This window comes from Vibrio harveyi (genome assembly GCF_030060435.1).
Classification (GTDB): Bacteria; Pseudomonadota; Gammaproteobacteria; order Enterobacterales; family Vibrionaceae; genus Vibrio; species Vibrio harveyi.
On the sequence record NZ_CP125876.1, the window covers coordinates 511,653 to 530,171 of the forward strand.

Consider the following 18,519-nt stretch of genomic DNA (forward strand, 5'->3'; position numbering starts at 1 on the left):
AAATAAACCATCCCGCAGGTTCGCCTGCGGGAAAAGGGATACCAAAATGAAGACTATTTCGAATTCCACTCTGAATGACCACGTTCTGCTTCCGGACTACGACCGCTCAACGCTTAAAAGCCGCATTGTTCACCTTGGTTTTGGTGCATTCCACCGAGCGCACCAAGCTCTATTCACCAATGAAATGCTAAGCAAAACAGGCTCGGATTGGGGCATTTGCGAAATCAACCTATTTGGTGGTGAAGAGTTAATTCAATCGCTGCGCGCACAAGACCACCTCTATACAGTGGCAGAAAAAGGCGCAGGATCGACAGAGGTAAAAGTGATTGGCTCAGTGACCGAATCACTCCACCCAAGCCTCGACAGCATTCAAGCGGTGTTAGAAAAAATGACAGAGCCACAAGTGGCGATCGTTTCAATGACGATTACCGAGAAAGGCTACTGCGCTGACCCAGCGACGGGCACGCTTGATAAAAACAATCCGCTAGTCATTGCTGACCTTGCCAACCCAACTGAGCCAAAATCAGCATTGGGTTACATCGTGCAAGCACTGAAGATGCGCCGTGAACGCGGTCTGACGCCATTTACCGTGATGTCTTGCGATAACGTGCAAGAGAACGGTCACGTAGCAAAAGCAGCGGTACTTGAGTTCGCTCAACTGCTCGACCCAGAATTGTGTGACTGGATTGAAACCAACGTTACCTTCCCTTGCACCATGGTTGACCGCATTGTGCCAGCAGCAACCGAAGAGACACTGACTGAAATCGCTGAGCTACTTGGCTGTGAAGACCCATGTGGCATCGCTTGTGAACCTTTCCGCCAATGGGTTATCGAGGATAACTTCGTGGCAGGTCGCCCGGATTGGAACGTGGCTGGCGCAGAATTTGTTGCCGACGTTGTGCCTTACGAAGAAATGAAGCTGCGCATGCTAAATGGTAGCCACTCGTTCCTAGCCTACCTAGGTTACCTTGGCGGTTACGCGCACATCTCTGACACCATGACAGATGAAGGCTACCGCAAAGCGGCATTCGATATGATGATGCAAGCACAAGCCCCTTCGCTGACCATGCCAGAAGGCACCGATTTAGAAGGCTACGCCAAGCTGCTTATCGAGCGCTTCACTAACCCGAGCTTGAAACACAAAACATGGCAAATCGCGATGGATGGCAGCCAGAAGATCCCACAACGCATGGGTGGCAGCTTACGATTCCATCTTGCTCAAGGTTCTAACTTCTCTTGGTTGGCAACAGCAATTGCAGGTTGGATGCGCTACGTATCTGGCGTGGACGAGCAAGGCAACGATATTGATGTTCGCGATCCGATGGCAGAGACACTACGTCAGATCTGCGACCAGCACGGCTTGAACGTTTCTGTTGTGCCAGCGTTGCTCGCTGTTGAAGCCATCTTCCCTGCAGAGCTTGGTCAAAACCCACAAGTGATTGATGCGGTGAGCAGTGCTTACCAATCTCTAATCGATAACGGTGCTCGTGCCACTGTCGCTGCGTTGTAATAGGAGTTAACGATGAAGAATTTCTTGTGTGAAGACTTTTTACTCTCAAACGAAACTGCACGTCATTTGTACCATGAGCATGCGTTCCACCAGCCAATTTATGATTACCACTGCCACCTAAACCCAGCGGAAGTGGCGCAAAATCGTCAGTTCGATAACTTGGGTCAAATCTGGCTTGAAGGCGATCACTACAAATGGCGTGGTATGCGCTCGGCAGGCATTGAAGAGCGTTTGATTACGGGTGATGCGAGCGATTACGACAAATACATGGCGTGGGCGAAGACGGTACCTCAAACCTTGGGCAACCCGCTTTACCACTGGACGCACCTAGAACTGCGTCGCCCATTCGGCATTACCAATACGCTGTTTAGCCCAGACACAGCAGACCAAATTTGGCATCAATGTAATGAGCTGCTTGCGACACCTGAGTTCACAGCTCGCGGCATCATGCAGCAAATGAACGTCGTAATGGCGGGCACGACCGATGACCCTATCGATTCACTAGAACACCACAAAGCGATCGCAGAAGACGACACCTTTAACGTTAAAGTACTGCCGAGTTGGCGTCCGGATAAAGCGTTCAAGATTGAATTGGACGTGTTTGCGGATTACATGCACAAACTGGGCGAAGTAGCAGACATTGAAATTCGCCGCTTTGATGATTTATTGAGTGCGCTTGATAAACGTTTGGCACACTTCGATGCACATGGCTGTCGTGCGGCAGACCACGGCATTGAGATCGTCCGTTACGCGCCAATTCCAAGCGAAGCTGATTTAGATGCGTTGCTGGCTCGTCGTTTGAGTGGCGAAGTACTGTCAGAGCTTGAATGTGCGCAATTCTCTACCGCAGTTCAAGTTTGGCTCGGCAAACGCTACGCACAATTGGGCTGGGTCATGCAGCTTCATATTGGCGCACAACGCAACAACAGCACACGCATGTTCCAACTACTAGGTGCTGATGCTGGCTTTGACTCGATTGGCGATCGCCCATTTGCTTTTGAACTAGCACATCTATTGGATGAAATGGACCAAACCAACGAGCTGCCTCGCACCATCCTTTACTGTTTGAACCCTCGTGATAACGAAATGATGGCGACCATGATTGGTAACTTCCAAGGTGGCGGCATCTCGGGCAAAGTGCAGTTTGGCTCAGGTTGGTGGTTCAACGATCAGAAAGACGGCATGCAACGCCAAATGGAACAGCTTTCTCAACTTGGTTTGCTCAGCCAATTCGTCGGCATGTTAACGGACTCGCGCAGCTTCTTGTCTTACACTCGTCACGAATACTTCCGTCGCATCTTGTGTGACATGGTCGGTCGTTGGGCAGAGAACGGCGAAGTTCCAAATGACCTATCGTTGCTTGGTCCTATGGTCGAAGACATCTGTTTTGGTAACGCAAAACGCTACTTTGAAGAGAGGGCGTAACCAATGAAGCACATCGCCATTATTGGTGAATGTATGATTGAGCTGAATGGCAAACCGTTCGGCTCAATGCATCAAACATTTGGTGGGGATACGCTCAACGCTGCGGTTTATTTGAGCCGCGGCTGCGAAGCCAATAGCAAACCTGATGAAGTTAAAATCTCTTACGTTACGGCGCTTGGCAATGATCCGATCAGTACAGGCATGCTGACTCGCTGGGAAGACGAAGGTATCTCAACAGATTTAGTGCTGCGCGATGAGATTCGCACGCCGGGTTTGTATTTGATTCAGCTTGATGACCAAGGCGAGCGTACGTTTCTATATTGGCGCAATCAATCAGCAGCACGTTACTTACTTCAACATCCTAACTTTGACCTGGTTAAGCAAGCATTAACTCAAGTGGATGCGGTGTTTCTCAGCGGTATCTCTTTAGCCATCTTGCCAGAAGAAGACCGAATTTCACTGCTCAACTTATTGGTCGAACTGAAAGCCCAAGGTGTTGAAATCGCTTTTGATAGTAACTTCCGCCCAGCACTATGGCCTCAAGACGATAATCAAACCGTCAAAAATGTGTACCAAGCCATGTATCAACTGACGGACGTTGCCTTGGTGACTTTTGATGATGAGCAATTGATCTGGGGTGACGAAACACCAGAGCAAACCATTGAACGCCTTACCTCTCTTGGCGTAGGCAAATGCATCGTCAAGCTCGGCGCAGATGGCTGCTTGGTTCAAGACTCAACAAATCAGGGTTCGAGCGCGGCTCTGGCTCCACAAGCCGTGCCGACCCAACCAGTCGCTCAAGTGGTGGACACCACATCAGCGGGCGACTCATTCAATGGTGGCTTTTTATCAGCATACCTTGCTGGCGCCGATCTCGCGACCTCATGTCAAAGAGGTAACGCACTGGCAGGTGCTGTGATTCAACATCGCGGTGCCATCATTCCCAAAGCATTCACACAACCGGCGCTTGGCGTCGTTTAAGGAACACTCATGTCTAGTATTAAAGAACAATTGAAAGCTCTGAAAGTCATCCCTGTTATCGCCATTGATAAAGCAGAAGACATTATCCCACTGGGTAAAGTACTGGCAGAGAACGGACTACCAGCAGCTGAAATCACCTTCCGTTCAGCAGCGGCTGCAGAAGCGATTCGCCTATTGCGTGAAACCCAGCCAGACATGCTGATTGGTGCGGGTACGGTGCTGAACCGCGAGCAAGCAATTGCAGCAAAAGAAGCAGGCGCAACCTTTATCGTATCGCCTGGCTTTAACCCAAACACCGTTAAAGCGTGCCAAGAAATCGGGATTGATATCGTACCGGGTGTGAACAACCCAAGCACAGTTGAAGCCGCACTGGAAATGGGATTAACCACGTTGAAGTTCTTCCCTGCGGAAGCCTCTGGCGGCATCAACATGGTGAAATCACTGCTTGCGCCATACACCGACATCGAACTGATGCCTACTGGTGGCATTAACCCTGCGAACATCAAAGATTACTTAGCTATCCCACGCGTATTGGCATGTGGTGGTACGTGGATGGTAGATAAGAAACTGATCGAAGCGGGCAACTGGGAAGAGCTTGCTCGCCTAACTCGCGAAGCAGTAGCACTTGTGAATGAGTAATGATTGGTAAGTAATCTCAAGGCTCTTGGGTTACCCCTTAGCAATTTAGATAAAGTGCCCAGCCCTCCCTTTGTGGAGGGCTGATTCATTCAAAGCATGGCTCAATTGATTGGGTTATCGCGGTAAGTAGATTCCTGATCTCGCCTAGGCTCGTCGGAATGACGATATGACAAATATCTCCCTATTCGTCATCCTGAAAAGCGAGGCACGAGCGTGATTCAGGATCTACTCACAGAGTGAATCAAACTCTATAAGGGCGGCAACTTTGAAGGATGCTCATTCGCTTACTCACTTAACGAGATGACTTTGCAACACTCTAGGGAAATAAATGGAAAACTGGTTAGCACAAGGCATTGGTGGCATCGCGTTTATGGTTGGCGTGATGGCATTCTGGCAAAAAGACGACATGCGCTTTCGCTATCAGATGATGGCGTTTTGTTTCATCATGGGTATTCACTTTACCCTAATGGGCGCAACCGTCGCTGCCATTGGCGTGATCATTAATGGCATTCGCAGTTTCGCCTCAACCAAAACCCAATCACGCAAAGTGATGTGGTTCTTCATTGCTCTTATGTGGCTGATGACCCTACCAAACATCACCCACTTTTTTGAGCTACTCACGGTAATCGGATCGTCCGTCGCCACTTGGGCGCTCTTTTCCAAACAAGGCATCACTCTACGTAGCTTAATTTTGTTTAATTCCTTCTGCTGGGTCAGCCACAATATTTGGCTTGGCTCTATCGGTGGTTCATTGGTCGAGAGTACTTTTATCATCACCAATTTACTGACCATATATCGCTTGTATAAATCGAGTAAAAATAATAACCAGACACAAACTTTAAATCAGGGCTAATGTATTTAGCCCTTTTTCTCACCTGGTAATAATTTTGGAGCAAACGATAACAGCCATAGCGTTACATAGAATTTGGAAGCGACATAACACAAACTTAAAATACTGATTTTAAAGAATTTAAATGACAGTAAATAGACTAAAAAACCAAGATCACATTTAATTTGGTCAACCTATTTTTAATTATATATTGAGTTAAATCACCTAAATAAAAAATATGGTGATCCAAATCTTCAGTTTAATTTATTTTGGTTAACCAAAATTGCGCTAATTACTAATATTGGTCTGGAAAACAACTATACCAACATTAGGACAGCGACATGAAACGTCTTACCCAACTCACTCCTATCGCAGTGGCGCTTGTTCTCGCAGGGTGTAATTCATCCGACGATGACAACAGCTATATTCAACCAGAAGTCTTCTCTCGCGTACACGACGTACTCAGCGTTGATGGTTATCAATTTAGAGATTCTAATGGCAACGGAACGTTAGAGCCGTTTGAAGATTGGCGTCTCACACCAGAAGAGCGCGCCGCTGATCTTGTTAGCCGAATGACGCTTGAAGAGAAAGCCGGCATGATGCTTATCGACACACTAAATTCCGGTGAAGGCGGTGTAGTGACAAGCAAAGGTCAAGACATGATCGCCGATGCTCAGATGACCCGCTTTATCTTCCGTAACAACGTGGTGGAGACCCCAGAAAACGCACCAAACTGTGATAGCGGACGCTCTGGCTGCCAGATTTCACCTAAAGAAGCGGCGACTTTCATGAATAGCGTTCAAGAGCTGAGAGAGAAAACCCGCATGGGTATCCCTGCTCTATTTAAGTCCAATGCACGCAACCACATCGACCCATCCGCAAAAGCGGGTATCAACGTCTCTTCTGGTGCATTCTCGGCTTGGCCAAAAGAAGCTGGACTTGCAGCCACTCGCGATATGGCACTGATTGAAGAGTTTGCGGGCATCATGAATGAAGAATGGTCATCGATTGGTTTGCGCAGTATGTATGGCTACATGATGGACTTGGCGACAGAGCCTCGTTGGTACCGTGTGCATGAGACCTTTACAGAAGACGCAGATCTTGCGGCAGATATCATGCGCTCTTTGATCAACGGTCTACAAGGTGGTGGAGCCATTGACCAAGACAGTATCGCCCTTACGATCAAACACTTCCCTGGGGGAGGTCCTCAAGAAAACGGCGGTGATCCTCACTACGACTTTGGGCAAAACCAAGTCTATCCAAAAGACAACTTTGATTATCACTTGATCCCGTTTATTGCCGCGATTGATGCTGGTGCCTCTTCCATCATGCCTTATTACGGGATACCAGTAGATCAAAAGTGGATGCCAAATGATGTGGGCATGTCCTTCTCTAAAGGCATTGTGACCGATCTGCTGCGTGGTGACCTGGGCTATACCGGCAACGTCAACTCCGATACAGGTATCATCGGCGACCGAGCATGGGGTGTGGAAGATAAAACCATCGACGAACAAGTTGCAATGGTAATCGAAGCGGGCGTCGACGTTCTCTCTGGCTTTAATGATAAAGACGTCATCGTCAATCTGGTCAACAAAGGACTGATTGACGAAGAGCGCGTCGATCTTTCAGTGACTCGCCTTGTCAAAGAGCAGTTCCAACTTGGATTATTTGAAAACACGTATGTGGACGTCGATAAAGCCCAAGAAATCTTAGGCAACGCCGAACATCAAGAACGTGCAGACTACGCTCAGAAGAAATCCGTGGTTCTGCTGCAAAATACAGATAAGACACTGCCGCTCACCAAACCAAATGCCGACAAAGCAGTTTCGCTCTATGTGATGGGTATGGATGAAACCATCGCTGGCGACGAGCGCTATGGCTTTGATGTGACCTCAGGTGATTATGAAGATGGTGAAGCTCGCCCACCAGTACCAGCAGGCACCGATTACGCCGTTATTCGCGTGCGCGTTTCCAATGAAGGTGCGGACCCTGAGCTTATCTTTGGTGGTGCAAACCCAGATGAACTCGACCTGTTGGCATTTAGCCAAATGGCAACCGCAGCATCTTGGAAAATTGAGCCAAGTCTGACCGATATCCAAGCCGTCATGAATGAAATTGGCGCAGAGAATACCGTGCTTTCAATTAACTTCCGTCAACCGTTTGTACTGGATGATGCAAGTAACATGAAAAAGTCGGGTGCAATCTTAGCCACCTTCGGTGTATCAGACAGCAACTTAATGGAAGTCCTTTCAGGCAACTTTGCTCCTCAAGGCAAGCTTCCATTTGCACTGGCAAACAGCGCGCAGGCGATTTTGAACCAGCACTCTGACTATCCGGGTTATGACGAAGCAGACACCTTGTACGAATTCGGTCACGGGCTAAGTTACGAATAACCTTTTACCCACCTAACTAGGCGGTGTCTCGGCGCTGCCTTTGTTGGATCTACCTGAGGAATAAACCATGGAACACATACTGCAGTTAGACTGGGTTGACCAAAGCATTCCCCATAAAGTTTGGGTGGAGCAATACTACGATGGATGCCGCATTTGCCTCAAAGTCGTCAAGGATGTTGAGCCAGAAATGCTCTCACTGATTGTGCCGAACATTGATGTGAAAAGCGTTCGTCAGGCATGGCAAGGTAAAGCTATCAACGTTACACCTGCTTATGATGATGGCGTACTTTTCACTCAAACCCGTTCACTGTTCAACCTCCCTCACGGTTGCGTGATTTGGGCAGTCACTCATATCAAGATGCAAAATGGTTTGAAGATGTCCGCAGACAAACTCTGTTTTGTACCTAAACATTCAAAACAGGATTCTCGCTTTCAACAAGAGCATCACGCTGAGGCTTGTTAAACCAAAAAGGTCAGCTCTACAGCTGACCTTACATTTATCAAAACCTTGTTTGGCTCTAATCAAAGATCGACTTACCCAAAGGAACAGGGTTTTGCTGCCCAAAATTGGTTCCGTTTTGTAATCCACGACAAAACGAGCAATGGATGGTGCTGTATTTGATGTCGTTATCTTGGAGCAATTTGAGAGCTTCAAATAAGGTTGGTGGAGTGCCGCAGCTACGGTTACGAATGGTCAATACATCCATTTGAACGGTGCCTTTGTGCTGCATCAGAAATTGTTCAACGACCTCATCGTTCAGCTTTAACACGTCACGATAATACGATTCAAGGTCATGCATGCCTTGCGCAATGTAAGCGTAAGTTTCCGCCTCGTCCGCACTTTGATACTTGGTCAGGTCATAATCTTTATCCAGATCAGTGCTGGTAATAATTTGCCTTGGCTTCACATAACCCGAAGCGAGCCTGCGAATATCCATGCTGCCGCCTTGCGTGTATCCATGTTCACAGTAGAACTGGAGATTCTCATTGGCGGCTAATTTGATTGGGCTCTTACTAGAGGTGCGTCCATGGGCACTAATGATCAAATGTTCCGAGGTTGGCTTTCCCTTCTCTTTTGACCATAAGTAAAGGTGATTACCAATACCGTGTTTCTTAAATGTCGCGTTTTTAGGTACCTTCATTGGCATATTATTATCTCCATATTCACTAGTTCAACCAACGGATTGAAGCTTAAGTATAAGCAGCGAAAATAACCCAACTGGTTGGTTCAGAACGAGGATAATTATGTTTGTGATATGGCTTCTAAAAGTCACTGCAAAAATAGAGCGGCATACAGCCAAGCATCAAGTATATAAGCGTAGTTCAAATTGCCTTTTCTCTTTTGAAATCAGAATCCTGGTCAAAAAATGAAAATTTACCTTACGCAGCACTCTGTCAGAGTGCTGTCAGGACAGCGAATACTCTCTCATCCGCACACAAAACCTTCACATCACGGTCATAATCTAGGGTCTAAAATTACTCTTGTACTCGTGTCTACGGACGAAATTTTCAATCGTTAGTTGTGGGAGGTTGCTATGGAAAAGTACTGTCCAATATGTCAAACAGAGCTCATTGGTCGAAGCCAATATTCTGTGTGTCCGAGAAACAGTATCGGTGAATGCGCTTATGATGGTTATGAGGAACACCACGCCCATTGCTGTCATGATCAACGAAATAGTGCACATGATGCCGAGGCAGTCACACTGGAATAAGTAGCTCAAGAATACCCGTTAAAGAGTGCCACTCAACATCGAGTGGCATTTTTGATTGTTTTCAACATCGAAAGGACAGCAAAGGTTAGATCAATTCAAGCAAATGGAGCCCATAGAAAAACGCCGATAAAACTAAAGAAGTGGCAATCACTTTATGCTTTCCCGCTTTCCAACGGGTTCCTCTAGTCGCGACGCAAAGACCAGATGCATAGACATAACGGCAAGCTAAACAGGCACAAACCAAAGAAACTGCCAATAACCAAGAAATTGAGCCATGCAATATCTTAGCGATCGACAACACGATCAAAGCCGACACAAACAAAGTGCGCAGCCAAGATAAAACCGTTCTTTCAACTTGCAGGCCGGCATCGCTTTTTAATTGGGTCTCATCCAACAAAGACATCGTGATAGATACTGCTCAGCAAGAAGGTAATCACCACCACCATTAAGATCGGTATTACTTTAATGGCATGAGAATAAGACAGGTTATTATTTAGCCGCATGGCGATTTCATTCCCTCGCCAATTTGCGTAAGCGAAAATTGAGCAAAGAATAGAAATCGTCAATAAGGATAAGCAAATTAGTGGCTTATACAGGGTATCGTTAAGGCTTGTGGCTAGTTGGTCTACGGCAATAGCTGCGGTAAAAAAGCCAAGTGCGGTGCGTACCCAAGCCAAAAAGGTTCGCTCATTGGCAAGTGTAAAACGATAGTCGGGGTCTTCCCCCTGTTTTTTCCAAGACATACTCAAAGCATCAGAGAGAGTGAGTACCTCCTCACTCTCTCACTCATTTAGTTATTTATTGTGGTTTCAGCATTTGCATATCGCCACCAGCTGATGGCAGGTAACGGGCGTTATGCAGACGATATGACGACCAGTAGCCAGACCAACGAGGGTCAGATTGCAACAACTGAGCCGCTTGCAACACAATCGCTTCTTTATGGATTTGATACTCATCCAAATCGAACAAGTTGGACTGATCATCTTTATCCAAATGATGCAATTCTTCAAAACCCGTGGTTGCGCTATAACCGTAGAAATAAGGTTTACCTTCCAGCATTACCTGAAAACCGAAGCCGTAATTACACCCGACATGTACACCCGTTTGGTAAACCTGCGTTAATGGACGGCGAGCCTTACCTTGCATCACGTTCAGCAAGTTATCTCCTTCCATTTGTGATGGAATTTCAATACCTGCAAATCCGAGGATAGTTGGCGCAACATCAATCGCAGAAACAGTCTCATCGGATTGCTTCAACATGGTTTGCTGAGATTTAGGTGGCTTAATCATCAATGGAATACGGAAGATATCTGGCTGAAAATACGAGCCTTTATCCGCCATCGCCATACGACCATTCATATCACCATGATCAGCAGAGAACACAATTGCAGTTTCATCCCATAGCCCTTCTTCTTTGAGGAAGCGTGTTAAGTGACCGATAGCGTGATCCACCACCTCAACTTGCAATAAATGACAAGCAATATAGTCCTTCGCCACTTCTGCATCATACATGCCCCAATATTGCTGGTAGAGTGCATAAATTGGGTTGCCCTCTTCTTGCATGGTAAAGCTGTCAGGCAAGGTAATGGCGGCTTTGATTTGCTCGTAACGCGCCTCTAAACCACTTGGCACAGAATAAGGCTGATGAGGGTCGAAGAATTCTAATTGAGTGAAAATTGGCTTAGCTGGCGCTTGGATTTTCGATGCTTTTATTTGCTCCACAGCCAACTTCGCCAAGAACACTGAGTAATGCGCATCTAACGGGAAATCGCTGCCATCTTGCTGTTCAATCCAACCGCCAAATGAATTTGCAGGAGACAACTTATCAATCTGTAAACCACGGAGCTCTTTGCGGTATCTTGGTAACTGTACGCCCATATTCGCGAGGTATGCTAGGTAGCGATCATCGTCTTCTACTGGTGGTCCCCAGCGATCCCAAGCATGCACGTTTTCACCAAAGGTGCGAACGAATTTCTCTACACCTACGTGACATTTACCTGAGTGTTTGAGGGAGTAACCGACACGTTTTAGGTAATCTTGGAAAATGATGTCATCGAGTTCGAGATCCACCTTCATTCCTACCGGGGTACGTTCACCGTTTGAAAGATAGGGAGGGTGCATGCCAGTAAAAATAGCGGCCCTTGCCGGGCCGCATAAAGGGCTGGGAGTAAATGCCGAACTAAATGAAGTACCTTCCGTGGCAATGGACTCGATGTTTGGCGTATTGATCACGCCAGAAAGCGGACGTTGGGGGTGATAACAATCCGCAGAAATCATATCGACAGTAATGAACACGATATTGGGCTGTTGTTGGTCGTTTCTATAGAAAGCGCCCTTTCTTTCTTTTGGGTTTAAGAAATCAGAAATCATCTAGGCCTCAAAAATATGCAAAGGTGATAGAGCTCTATTATTCAAGCCTTATCACGGACTACTGATTCCTAAAGTTAGTCGTGATTGGTACTATAAACCATAGTAAAAATCCCTGTTGAATGTAAAAAGCGAAACAATGAAAAATCAGCCGCTCCTTATCGAACAATCTGCAGATTCATGTGGCATTACGCTGCGCTCAATGTGGGATGTACATGCCGACATGAACTACCACATCAAATGGCCAAGAGACCGTATGTTGCCTATGCTTCCGAATGCTATTGTGGCGGTATACACCATCCAAGGCAGTGGATGCATCAAGATGAAGAGCGGAAAAATTCTCACGGTTTCTGCACCAAGTGTGACCTTCATCGACAGTAGAAACATCGATAGTTACTGGACAAATGGAATCGTTTGGAATCTAAACTGGTTCGAGTTTTTGATGCAGGGCGTAACCCCGATTCCTTTTGAAGAGCCTATCGCATTAAAGAACGACGATTACCCAAGCATTCTTTCGGAAGTGAAAGCGCTTATTGCCTCTAAGTCACCGATAAAACTCAATGCCGCAGTCGCAGGCTTTGGGTTTGTTTTCTATAAATGGCTCACCTTAATTGACCAATCGAAATCTATGACCAGTCAAGAAAAAACGGTCCATGAAATCGTGGCAAAAATGAGTGAAAATATCGGTGAGAATATTGCGATAAAGCAGTTTGCGCAGGAAGCAGGCTATACAGAACAGTACTTAAGAAAACTCTTCCTAAAATACCTCAACGTGACCCCAAAGCAGTACTACCTGAAGCTGAAACTCGACGCGAGCATGATGATGCTCAAACGCTCCGGAACCAATGTAAAACGCGTCGCTTTCGAACTCGGCTTCAACGACAGTTTCCATTTCAGTCGCGCGTTTAAAAAACAGTTTGGTGTTTGCCCATCAAAAGCAAACGAAGTCTGATGGGCAAAGGTTTTGTGGAGTATTAAGCTCTTAACCGTGGATGACTAGGGGCTATTCGAAAGGTCAACAGACACTAATGGTTTAGTGGCCAGTTTGAGAAATAAATATGATCCGCTTGCCAATCAACGTCTTTGTTGTCTTGGAACAGCTTCGCAGCAACCGTAAAAGCAAACTCAAAGCTCACCCCTAACCCTTTCGCACTGATGAAAGGAGCGTCGACAACCACAGGCTGATCAACATATACGCCATCAGAAAAGTTCTTCTCTAGACCACCACCCGTTGTGTAATGGTGCTGCCCTAGAAGCTTGTTTGCTGCCAGTACTTTGGCACCGGATGAACACAGTGCACAGATCCACTTATCTTCTGCGATATGTATTTTTAGAAACTCAATCACTTTGCTGCTGCACGTCAAATTGTCCGTGCCCATTGGACCGCCCGGCATCATCACCGCATCGTACAGCTCTGCACTTTTTTCTGACAGCAAGTAGTCTGCAGAAATCAACGTTTTGAAATAGGAGCTCAGTGGTTTGCGATCGTGTATCGATAACACGTCCACTTCAATTTTGAGTCGGCGCATAATATCAATAAAGACCACCGCTTCTGCCTCTTCAAAACCATCCGCTAATAAAACGGCAACACGTTTAGTCTCCGCCATTACTGCTTCTCCTGTTGATTAACCACCTTCACGGCTTCTCTCGTTAAGCGCCCTATTTCTTCCCAGTCTTGGTTTTCAATTAATGATTGGGGCACCATCCATGTACCACCACATGCCACCGTATTCGGTAACGCTAAGTACTGATTGATATTGCCTTCGTTCACCCCGCCAGTTGGCATGAACTGCACATCTTTATAAGGACCAGAAAGGGCTTTGAGCATGGCAACACCACCTGCAGCCTCTGCAGGGAAAAACTTCATTAAACGAACGCCTTGCTGTCGTGCTTGCTCCAACTCACTCGGAGTACAAACGCCTGGAATAAATGGAATGCCTTTGGCAGCACACGCTTGCAAAGTATCTGGGTTAAAGCCCGGCGCTACAATAAATGACGCCCCAGCTAGAGTCGCTTGCTCGACTTGCTCTGCATCCAAAACCGTACCAGCACCAATATACATATCAGGCTGAGCAACGCTCAGTAGTGCGATAGCCTCCGCCGCAGCTGGGGTTCTAAACGTGATTTCAATGACGTTCAAGCCATTGTCAGATAAGGCTTTGCCTAACGAGAGCACATCTTCAGCGCGCTCAATCGCGACGACAGGAATTACTTTATAAGACGCAAGTTTTGCACCTAAATTATTCATACAATTTGTCTCTTAATAGATCAGTTATTGGTGACGGTACAATGGCACCTTTATATTGAATGACTTTGCTAGCCAATAAGTTGCCAATTTGACATGACGTGCCGAGCTCTAAACCTTCGCCTATTCCCCAAATAAAGCCTGCATTGAACGAGTCACCAGCTGAGGTGGTATCAATCACTTTTTCCACCGAGCTAGCAGGATGATGGGTCACAGAATTGTTCCAGTTTGCTAAAGATCCGACACTGCAACCGTCCGCTCCTTGCTTGATAACAACGACCGCTTTACTTTGCTGATTGAGTCGTTGAATGGTGGTCTCAAGGCTTTTATCGCCCCACAGAGCCTGTTCATCATCACTGGTTAGCAATAAGTAATCGCTGATGTTGACGATGGCTTGATACCAATGTTGAGCATCGAGCCTGCTGCTCCATAAACTCGGACGATAATTGCTATCGAAAATAACTCGAGCCCCTCGGTGACGAGCATCAGTCAAAATCGAGATAAGTTTGGCTCGGTCCTCGTCATCTAAAATGGCAAGAGAGATGCCCGATAGATAAAGAAAATCAAAGGACATAAGCGCTTGTTCAATCTTTGAAAATTGCTCATGCTTGAGTAATTGAGACGCCGCCGATTGATGTCGCCAATAAGCGAAACTGCGCTCTCCAGCATCATCTAATTGGATCATGTAAAGCCCGGTTGGATGTGCTGGGTCAATCAATACATATTGAGTATCAATCCCTTCTACTTGCCATTTTTCTGCCATGTGTTGAGAAATCGAATCTTCACCTAGCGCCGTGATATAGGCAGGCTTTAAATCAGGATTTAGGCGACTGAGATAAACCGCAGTATTTAATGTGTCACCACCATAGCTCTGAGTCATTTGCCCAAAAGGCTGCCCACTGAGCTCGATCATACATTCGCCGATCAAGGCTATTTTTTTCATCGAAAACACCGAAAGTAACGTAACAATTCCGAAAGAAGCTCGGGAATAAAATCAGAAAGAAAATGCCTGCGAGTGCAGGCATTTTGGGAGTATCGGTATTAGCGAGCCAGCCAGCCACCATCGACAGCTAATGTATAACCGTTCACGTAGTCAGACGCTGGTGATGCTAGGAAAATCACAGGACCCGCCAAGTCTTCAGGCAAACCCCAACGTTGTGCAGGGATACGCTCTAAGATGGCTTGATTTCGTTCTGCATCGGCGCGCAATGCAGCGGTATTATTGGTCGCCATGTAGCCTGGGGCAATCGCATTCACATTAATGTTGTGTGCTGCCCACTCGTTCGCCATTAAGCGGGTAATCCCCATAACGCCACTTTTCGATGCTGTATAAGAAGGCACTCGAATACCGCCTTGGAAAGAGAGCATAGACGCCACGTTGATGATCTTCCCGCCGGTGCCTTGTGCGATAAATTGTTTCGCAACCGCTTGAGACAAGAAGAACACCGACTTAACGTTAATGTCCATTACGTCGTCCCAATCTTGCTCAGAGAATTCCAACGCGTCATTGCGACGAATAATGCCTGCATTGTTAACCAAGATATCGACACGACCAAACTCTGTCACAGCACGATCCACAATCGAGCTAATATCATCCGTTTTCATCAAGTTCGCTCGGATATCGATAAATCGGCGACCTGTTGCTTGGATTTTTTCGATGGTTTCTGTCGGCTCAACAATATTCACACCAACAATGTCACACCCCGCTTGGGCTAGCCCTAAAGCCATGCCTTGCCCTAAGCCTGTATCGCAACCTGTCACAATCGCGACTTTATCTGTCAGTTTAAATTCCATGTTTTGCTCCTAGCGAAGATCGGTGGTTTTAATGTGGTCCATGTCGTCGAACGTTTGGTTCTCACCAACCATTCCCCAAATAAAGCTGTAGTTTTTGGTCCCCACGCCAGAGTGGATAGACCAACTCGGAGAGATAATCGCTTGCTCGTTGTGAACCAAAATATGACGAGTCTCTGTTGGTTCACCCATCATATGGAACACGGCTTGCTCCGGCTGGATATCACAATACAAGTACACTTCCATACGACGTTCATGTGTGTGACAAGGCATGGTGTTCCATAGGCTGCCAGCTTCCAGTTTGGTTAGCCCCATCACTAACTGACAGGTCTCAACAACATCTGGCACAATGTATTTGTAAATGGTTCGTTCGTTACAGCTTTCACTATCTCCTAGCGTTACTGGCATCGCATCTGCTTGAGTGATTTTACGTGTAGGGTACGCAACATGAGCAGGTGCACTGTTGTAGTAAAATTTCGCAGGCTGACTTTCGGTTTCACTGCCAAATGACACCGATTTTGCACCTTTACCAATGTATAACGCTTGTTGGTTTTCTAGCTCGTAAACCTCACCATCAACGTCAACGTAGCCCAAGCCACCGATGTTGATGATGCCCATCTCACGGCGCTCTAGTAAGTAATCCACACCGAAATCTTTACCAATACCATCGAAAGAGACTTTCTCTTGCTGCGGCATCACACCACCAAACAGAATGCGGTCGATATGACTGTACGTCATGGTGTAGCTGTCAGCCTCGAAGATGCTCTCAACAAGGAACTCCTCTCGTAACTGTTGAGTGTCTAGCGTTTTTGCGTGTGCTTTATGAATGCCTTGACGTGTGTTCATATTTCTTTCACCTATCATTGTGTAACACTTGCGATTTTTTGTTTATTTCCAAGGCTTTGAGAGTAAATCAAGCCTCCGACGGTCATGATGAACAGACCACAGATTAAGAAGTAATAAGCATGCTCGTTCGGAACTAAGAAGAATGCAGTGATGACGCCACCAAAGATCAGCGTTAAGCGCCCCAAAATTCGACACTGCATCACATCAGACTCTTCCATGCCTGCTGGCGAGACAATTGGTGTCTTTTGATTCATAAAGAACTGTTCGATCGCACTCTTTCTTTCCCCTTCAGGCGCTTTGTAGAACAAGCCTGTGCAAAGGAAGAAGCCAACCGTGATAATGGCGTGCATAAACTGGGTAATAACCACACCCAAGTCCCCAAGCTCACGTCCTGTTAGCGCTACGCCAATCGTTTCTGATACCCATTGAGCGTTAAAGACATTGTTACTGATTAAGCTAACCACGAAACCGAAACAAACGGTCGCCCAACCTGCCCAATCAGGAACACGTTTGATGAACATGCCAAGAGTTTGAGGGATCATCATCGGAATATTCACAAGACCCGCAAAGATGATCATCATGGAGAACAAACTGATGCCACGTAATTCGTTAAGGAACAGCGCGAAGCCAATGACAATCAACCCCATCACACCAGTCGAAATCTTACTTGCGCGCAACTCTTGCTCTTCCGTCGCATCTTTGTTCAACATTGGCTTGTAGATAGATTTCACAAACGATGCAGCAACAAAGTTAATGCGTGAATCCAGTGTCGACATTGTTGCGGCGAACATTGCCGAAACCACTAACCCCACCATACCCGCAGGAAGAAGAACCTGAACTGCTGATAGATAAGCCGCTTGATTCGCTTTTGCACCTAGTTGTGGGTACATCCCCGCAAGGTCAAGACCTGCACTTGCAGACCACATTGGAGGGATAAACCACATCACGCTACCAAATGCGAACAACAGTGCGGTAAGGTAAGCCGCTTTTCGAGCTTGAGCCGAGTCCTTCACGCACAAGAAGCGAACTGACTGACCAATGTTGTTCATGTCGATAACACGTTGAATAAAGATAGCGCCAATCCACAGTAGGAAGATTTCTTGGTAGTGGATGCCATTACCCGTCCAAAGCGCAGCCCCCTGCCAGTGATCAGTAATATCGGTAACGCTGTCTACGTTGTTCATCACCGCAATAAAGGTCACAACACTGATGGCAACAATCAATAGCGCCTGTAAGAAGTCACTTGAAACAACAGCCCAAGCCCCACCTGTAATGGTCATGAAAACAACGGCTGCACCTGTGATCACAATAGCCAATTGAATGTTGATACCAATCACCGCAGAGATAAAAATTGAAACTGCATACAGCGTAATTGCCCCCCCCATCAAACCGGTGATCATGTAGATAAACGTGTAGAAACGCTCTGTCTTCGCACCGTAACGCTGACGAATCGCTTCCATCGGTGTAATTACATTAAGCTGTCGAAAACGAGGGGCGAAAATACGCGCACAGATCAGATAGCCGATAATGTTAAAAACAAAAATCCAAACGACTGCAAAACCATCAATGTAAGCTTTACCTGCCGCGCCAGTGAAGGTCCAAGCACTGAACGTAGTCATAAAGGCACTAGAGCCCGCCATCCACCAGACCATCTTGCCGCCTCCACGGAAATAATCGCTGGTATTGGCAACTTGCTTACGGAAAATAAACCCAAGCAAGACCATGAAAATAAAATAAAAAACAATCGCGCTAATATCGTATCCAGAAATCATTATCAGTTT

18 protein-coding genes are annotated in these 18,519 nt (G+C 46.6%); 8 read left to right on the forward strand and 10 right to left on the reverse strand.

The genetic code is table 11. From position 1 onward, the window contains the following. Positions 1-46: 46 nt before the first annotated feature. The 7 genes from QMY49_RS18875 to QMY49_RS18905 all read left to right on the forward strand — a co-directional run bounded on the left by QMY49_RS18875 (position 47) and on the right by QMY49_RS18905 (position 8,240). Positions 47-1,510, forward strand: coding sequence for a mannitol dehydrogenase family protein (locus QMY49_RS18875; protein ID WP_074051886.1), 1,464 nt, complete (start codon positions 47-49; stop codon positions 1,508-1,510). Between the two features lie 12 nt (positions 1,511-1,522). Then, a complete protein-coding gene (gene uxaC / locus QMY49_RS18880) occupies positions 1,523-2,935 on the forward strand; it encodes a glucuronate isomerase (RefSeq protein ID WP_283316043.1) in 1,413 nt (470 codons plus the stop codon). A 3-nt stretch (positions 2,936-2,938) separates the two neighbouring features. After that, complete coding sequence (locus QMY49_RS18885; protein WP_283316044.1) at positions 2,939-3,916, forward strand: sugar kinase; 978 nt, start codon at positions 2,939-2,941, stop codon at positions 3,914-3,916. 9 nt (positions 3,917-3,925) lie between these two features. Continuing rightward, positions 3,926-4,555 carry a bifunctional 4-hydroxy-2-oxoglutarate aldolase/2-dehydro-3-deoxy-phosphogluconate aldolase gene (locus QMY49_RS18890; RefSeq protein WP_005429019.1) on the forward strand — a complete coding sequence of 210 codons (630 nt, stop codon included), beginning with the start codon at positions 3,926-3,928 and terminating at the stop codon, positions 4,553-4,555. A gap of 328 nt (positions 4,556-4,883) precedes the next feature. Beyond that, on the forward strand, positions 4,884-5,408 hold the full coding sequence (locus QMY49_RS18895; protein WP_283316048.1) for a YgjV family protein: 525 nt from the start codon (positions 4,884-4,886) through the stop codon (positions 5,406-5,408). 317 nt (positions 5,409-5,725) lie between these two features. After that, a complete protein-coding gene (locus tag QMY49_RS18900) occupies positions 5,726-7,777 on the forward strand; it encodes a glycoside hydrolase family 3 protein (protein WP_283316051.1) in 2,052 nt (683 codons plus the stop codon). A gap of 67 nt (positions 7,778-7,844) precedes the next feature. Further along, on the forward strand, positions 7,845-8,240 hold the full coding sequence (locus tag QMY49_RS18905; RefSeq protein WP_005429015.1) for a hypothetical protein: 396 nt from the start codon (positions 7,845-7,847) through the stop codon (positions 8,238-8,240). A gap of 55 nt (positions 8,241-8,295) precedes the next feature. On the opposite strand, the gene QMY49_RS18910 is transcribed toward QMY49_RS18905, so the two are convergent. From QMY49_RS18910 to QMY49_RS18925, 4 genes are all read right to left on the reverse strand, one after another. After that, positions 8,296-8,925, reverse strand: a complete 630-nt coding sequence (locus tag QMY49_RS18910; RefSeq protein ID WP_005449940.1) for a putative adhesin — start codon at positions 8,923-8,925, stop codon at positions 8,296-8,298. A 649-nt stretch (positions 8,926-9,574) separates the two neighbouring features. After that, positions 9,575-9,892 (reverse strand): DUF202 domain-containing protein, encoded by a 318-nt coding sequence (locus QMY49_RS18915; RefSeq protein WP_049535243.1) that lies wholly within the window; start codon positions 9,890-9,892, stop codon positions 9,575-9,577. After that, the gene (locus QMY49_RS18920; RefSeq protein ID WP_005449936.1) at positions 9,876-10,232 is read right to left on the reverse strand and encodes a YidH family protein; all 357 of its coding nucleotides are present in this window, start codon (positions 10,230-10,232) and stop codon (positions 9,876-9,878) included. Before QMY49_RS18920 ends, QMY49_RS18915 begins: the two co-directional genes overlap by 17 nt. A 55-nt stretch (positions 10,233-10,287) precedes the next feature. Then, the gene (locus tag QMY49_RS18925) at positions 10,288-11,859 is read right to left on the reverse strand and encodes a sulfatase-like hydrolase/transferase (protein ID WP_283316056.1); all 1,572 of its coding nucleotides are present in this window, start codon (positions 11,857-11,859) and stop codon (positions 10,288-10,290) included. A gap of 136 nt (positions 11,860-11,995) precedes the next feature. Here QMY49_RS18925 and QMY49_RS18930 point away from each other — a divergent pair, with 136 nt between their 5' ends. After that, the gene (locus tag QMY49_RS18930) at positions 11,996-12,808 is read left to right on the forward strand and encodes an AraC family transcriptional regulator (RefSeq protein ID WP_005449931.1); all 813 of its coding nucleotides are present in this window, start codon (positions 11,996-11,998) and stop codon (positions 12,806-12,808) included. A gap of 73 nt (positions 12,809-12,881) precedes the next feature. On the opposite strand, the gene QMY49_RS18935 is transcribed toward QMY49_RS18930, so the two are convergent. The 6 genes from QMY49_RS18935 to QMY49_RS18960 form a co-directional block, all read right to left on the reverse strand. Beyond that, on the reverse strand, positions 12,882-13,463 hold the full coding sequence (locus tag QMY49_RS18935) for a DJ-1/PfpI family protein (protein WP_005449929.1): 582 nt from the start codon (positions 13,461-13,463) through the stop codon (positions 12,882-12,884). Next, entirely contained in the window at positions 13,463-14,104 is a 642-nt protein-coding gene (locus QMY49_RS18940; RefSeq protein ID WP_005449927.1) for a bifunctional 4-hydroxy-2-oxoglutarate aldolase/2-dehydro-3-deoxy-phosphogluconate aldolase, read from the reverse strand. The genes QMY49_RS18935 and QMY49_RS18940 overlap by 1 nt, the downstream gene beginning before the upstream one ends. Next, positions 14,097-15,044 (reverse strand): sugar kinase, encoded by a 948-nt coding sequence (locus tag QMY49_RS18945; RefSeq protein WP_283316060.1) that lies wholly within the window; start codon positions 15,042-15,044, stop codon positions 14,097-14,099. The genes QMY49_RS18940 and QMY49_RS18945 overlap by 8 nt, the downstream gene beginning before the upstream one ends. 98 nt (positions 15,045-15,142) lie before the next feature. Next, positions 15,143-15,895, reverse strand: coding sequence for a 2-dehydro-3-deoxy-D-gluconate 5-dehydrogenase KduD (gene kduD / locus QMY49_RS18950; RefSeq protein ID WP_050902798.1), 753 nt, complete (start codon positions 15,893-15,895; stop codon positions 15,143-15,145). A 9-nt stretch (positions 15,896-15,904) separates the two neighbouring features. Beyond that, on the reverse strand, positions 15,905-16,738 hold the full coding sequence (gene kduI / locus QMY49_RS18955; protein WP_283316062.1) for a 5-dehydro-4-deoxy-D-glucuronate isomerase: 834 nt from the start codon (positions 16,736-16,738) through the stop codon (positions 15,905-15,907). A gap of 14 nt (positions 16,739-16,752) precedes the next feature. Then, entirely contained in the window at positions 16,753-18,510 is a 1,758-nt protein-coding gene (locus QMY49_RS18960; protein ID WP_283316064.1) for a sodium:solute symporter family transporter, read from the reverse strand. Positions 18,511-18,519 lie beyond the last annotated feature (9 nt).

Excerpts from the sequence above, each read along its gene's own strand:
- QMY49_RS18910 (WP_005449940.1), bottom strand. The coding sequence starts at position 8,925 with ATGCCAATGAAGGTACCTAAAAACGCGACATTTAAGAAACACGGTATT.
- QMY49_RS18905 (WP_005429015.1), top strand. The coding sequence starts at position 7,845 with ATGGAACACATACTGCAGTTAGACTGGGTTGACCAAAGCATTCCCCAT.
- QMY49_RS18935 (WP_005449929.1), bottom strand. The coding sequence starts at position 13,463 with ATGGCGGAGACTAAACGTGTTGCCGTTTTATTAGCGGATGGTTTTGAA.
- QMY49_RS18915 (WP_049535243.1), bottom strand. The coding sequence starts at position 9,892 with ATGTCTTTGTTGGATGAGACCCAATTAAAAAGCGATGCCGGCCTGCAA.
- QMY49_RS18945 (WP_283316060.1), bottom strand. The coding sequence starts at position 15,044 with ATGAAAAAAATAGCCTTGATCGGCGAATGTATGATCGAGCTCAGTGGG.
- QMY49_RS18885 (WP_283316044.1), top strand. The coding sequence starts at position 2,939 with ATGAAGCACATCGCCATTATTGGTGAATGTATGATTGAGCTGAATGGC.
- QMY49_RS18920 (WP_005449936.1), bottom strand. The coding sequence starts at position 10,232 with ATGTCTTGGAAAAAACAGGGGGAAGACCCCGACTATCGTTTTACACTT.
- QMY49_RS18960 (WP_283316064.1), bottom strand. The coding sequence starts at position 18,510 with ATGATTTCTGGATACGATATTAGCGCGATTGTTTTTTATTTTATTTTC.
- QMY49_RS18900 (WP_283316051.1), top strand. The coding sequence starts at position 5,726 with ATGAAACGTCTTACCCAACTCACTCCTATCGCAGTGGCGCTTGTTCTC.
- kduI (WP_283316062.1), bottom strand. The coding sequence starts at position 16,738 with ATGAACACACGTCAAGGCATTCATAAAGCACACGCAAAAACGCTAGAC.
- uxaC (WP_283316043.1), top strand. The coding sequence starts at position 1,523 with ATGAAGAATTTCTTGTGTGAAGACTTTTTACTCTCAAACGAAACTGCA.
- QMY49_RS18930 (WP_005449931.1), top strand. The coding sequence starts at position 11,996 with ATGAAAAATCAGCCGCTCCTTATCGAACAATCTGCAGATTCATGTGGC.
- QMY49_RS18875 (WP_074051886.1), top strand. The coding sequence starts at position 47 with ATGAAGACTATTTCGAATTCCACTCTGAATGACCACGTTCTGCTTCCG.
- QMY49_RS18940 (WP_005449927.1), bottom strand. The coding sequence starts at position 14,104 with ATGAATAATTTAGGTGCAAAACTTGCGTCTTATAAAGTAATTCCTGTC.
- kduD (WP_050902798.1), bottom strand. The coding sequence starts at position 15,895 with ATGGAATTTAAACTGACAGATAAAGTCGCGATTGTGACAGGTTGCGAT.
- QMY49_RS18925 (WP_283316056.1), bottom strand. The coding sequence starts at position 11,859 with ATGATTTCTGATTTCTTAAACCCAAAAGAAAGAAAGGGCGCTTTCTAT.
- QMY49_RS18895 (WP_283316048.1), top strand. The coding sequence starts at position 4,884 with ATGGAAAACTGGTTAGCACAAGGCATTGGTGGCATCGCGTTTATGGTT.
- QMY49_RS18890 (WP_005429019.1), top strand. The coding sequence starts at position 3,926 with ATGTCTAGTATTAAAGAACAATTGAAAGCTCTGAAAGTCATCCCTGTT.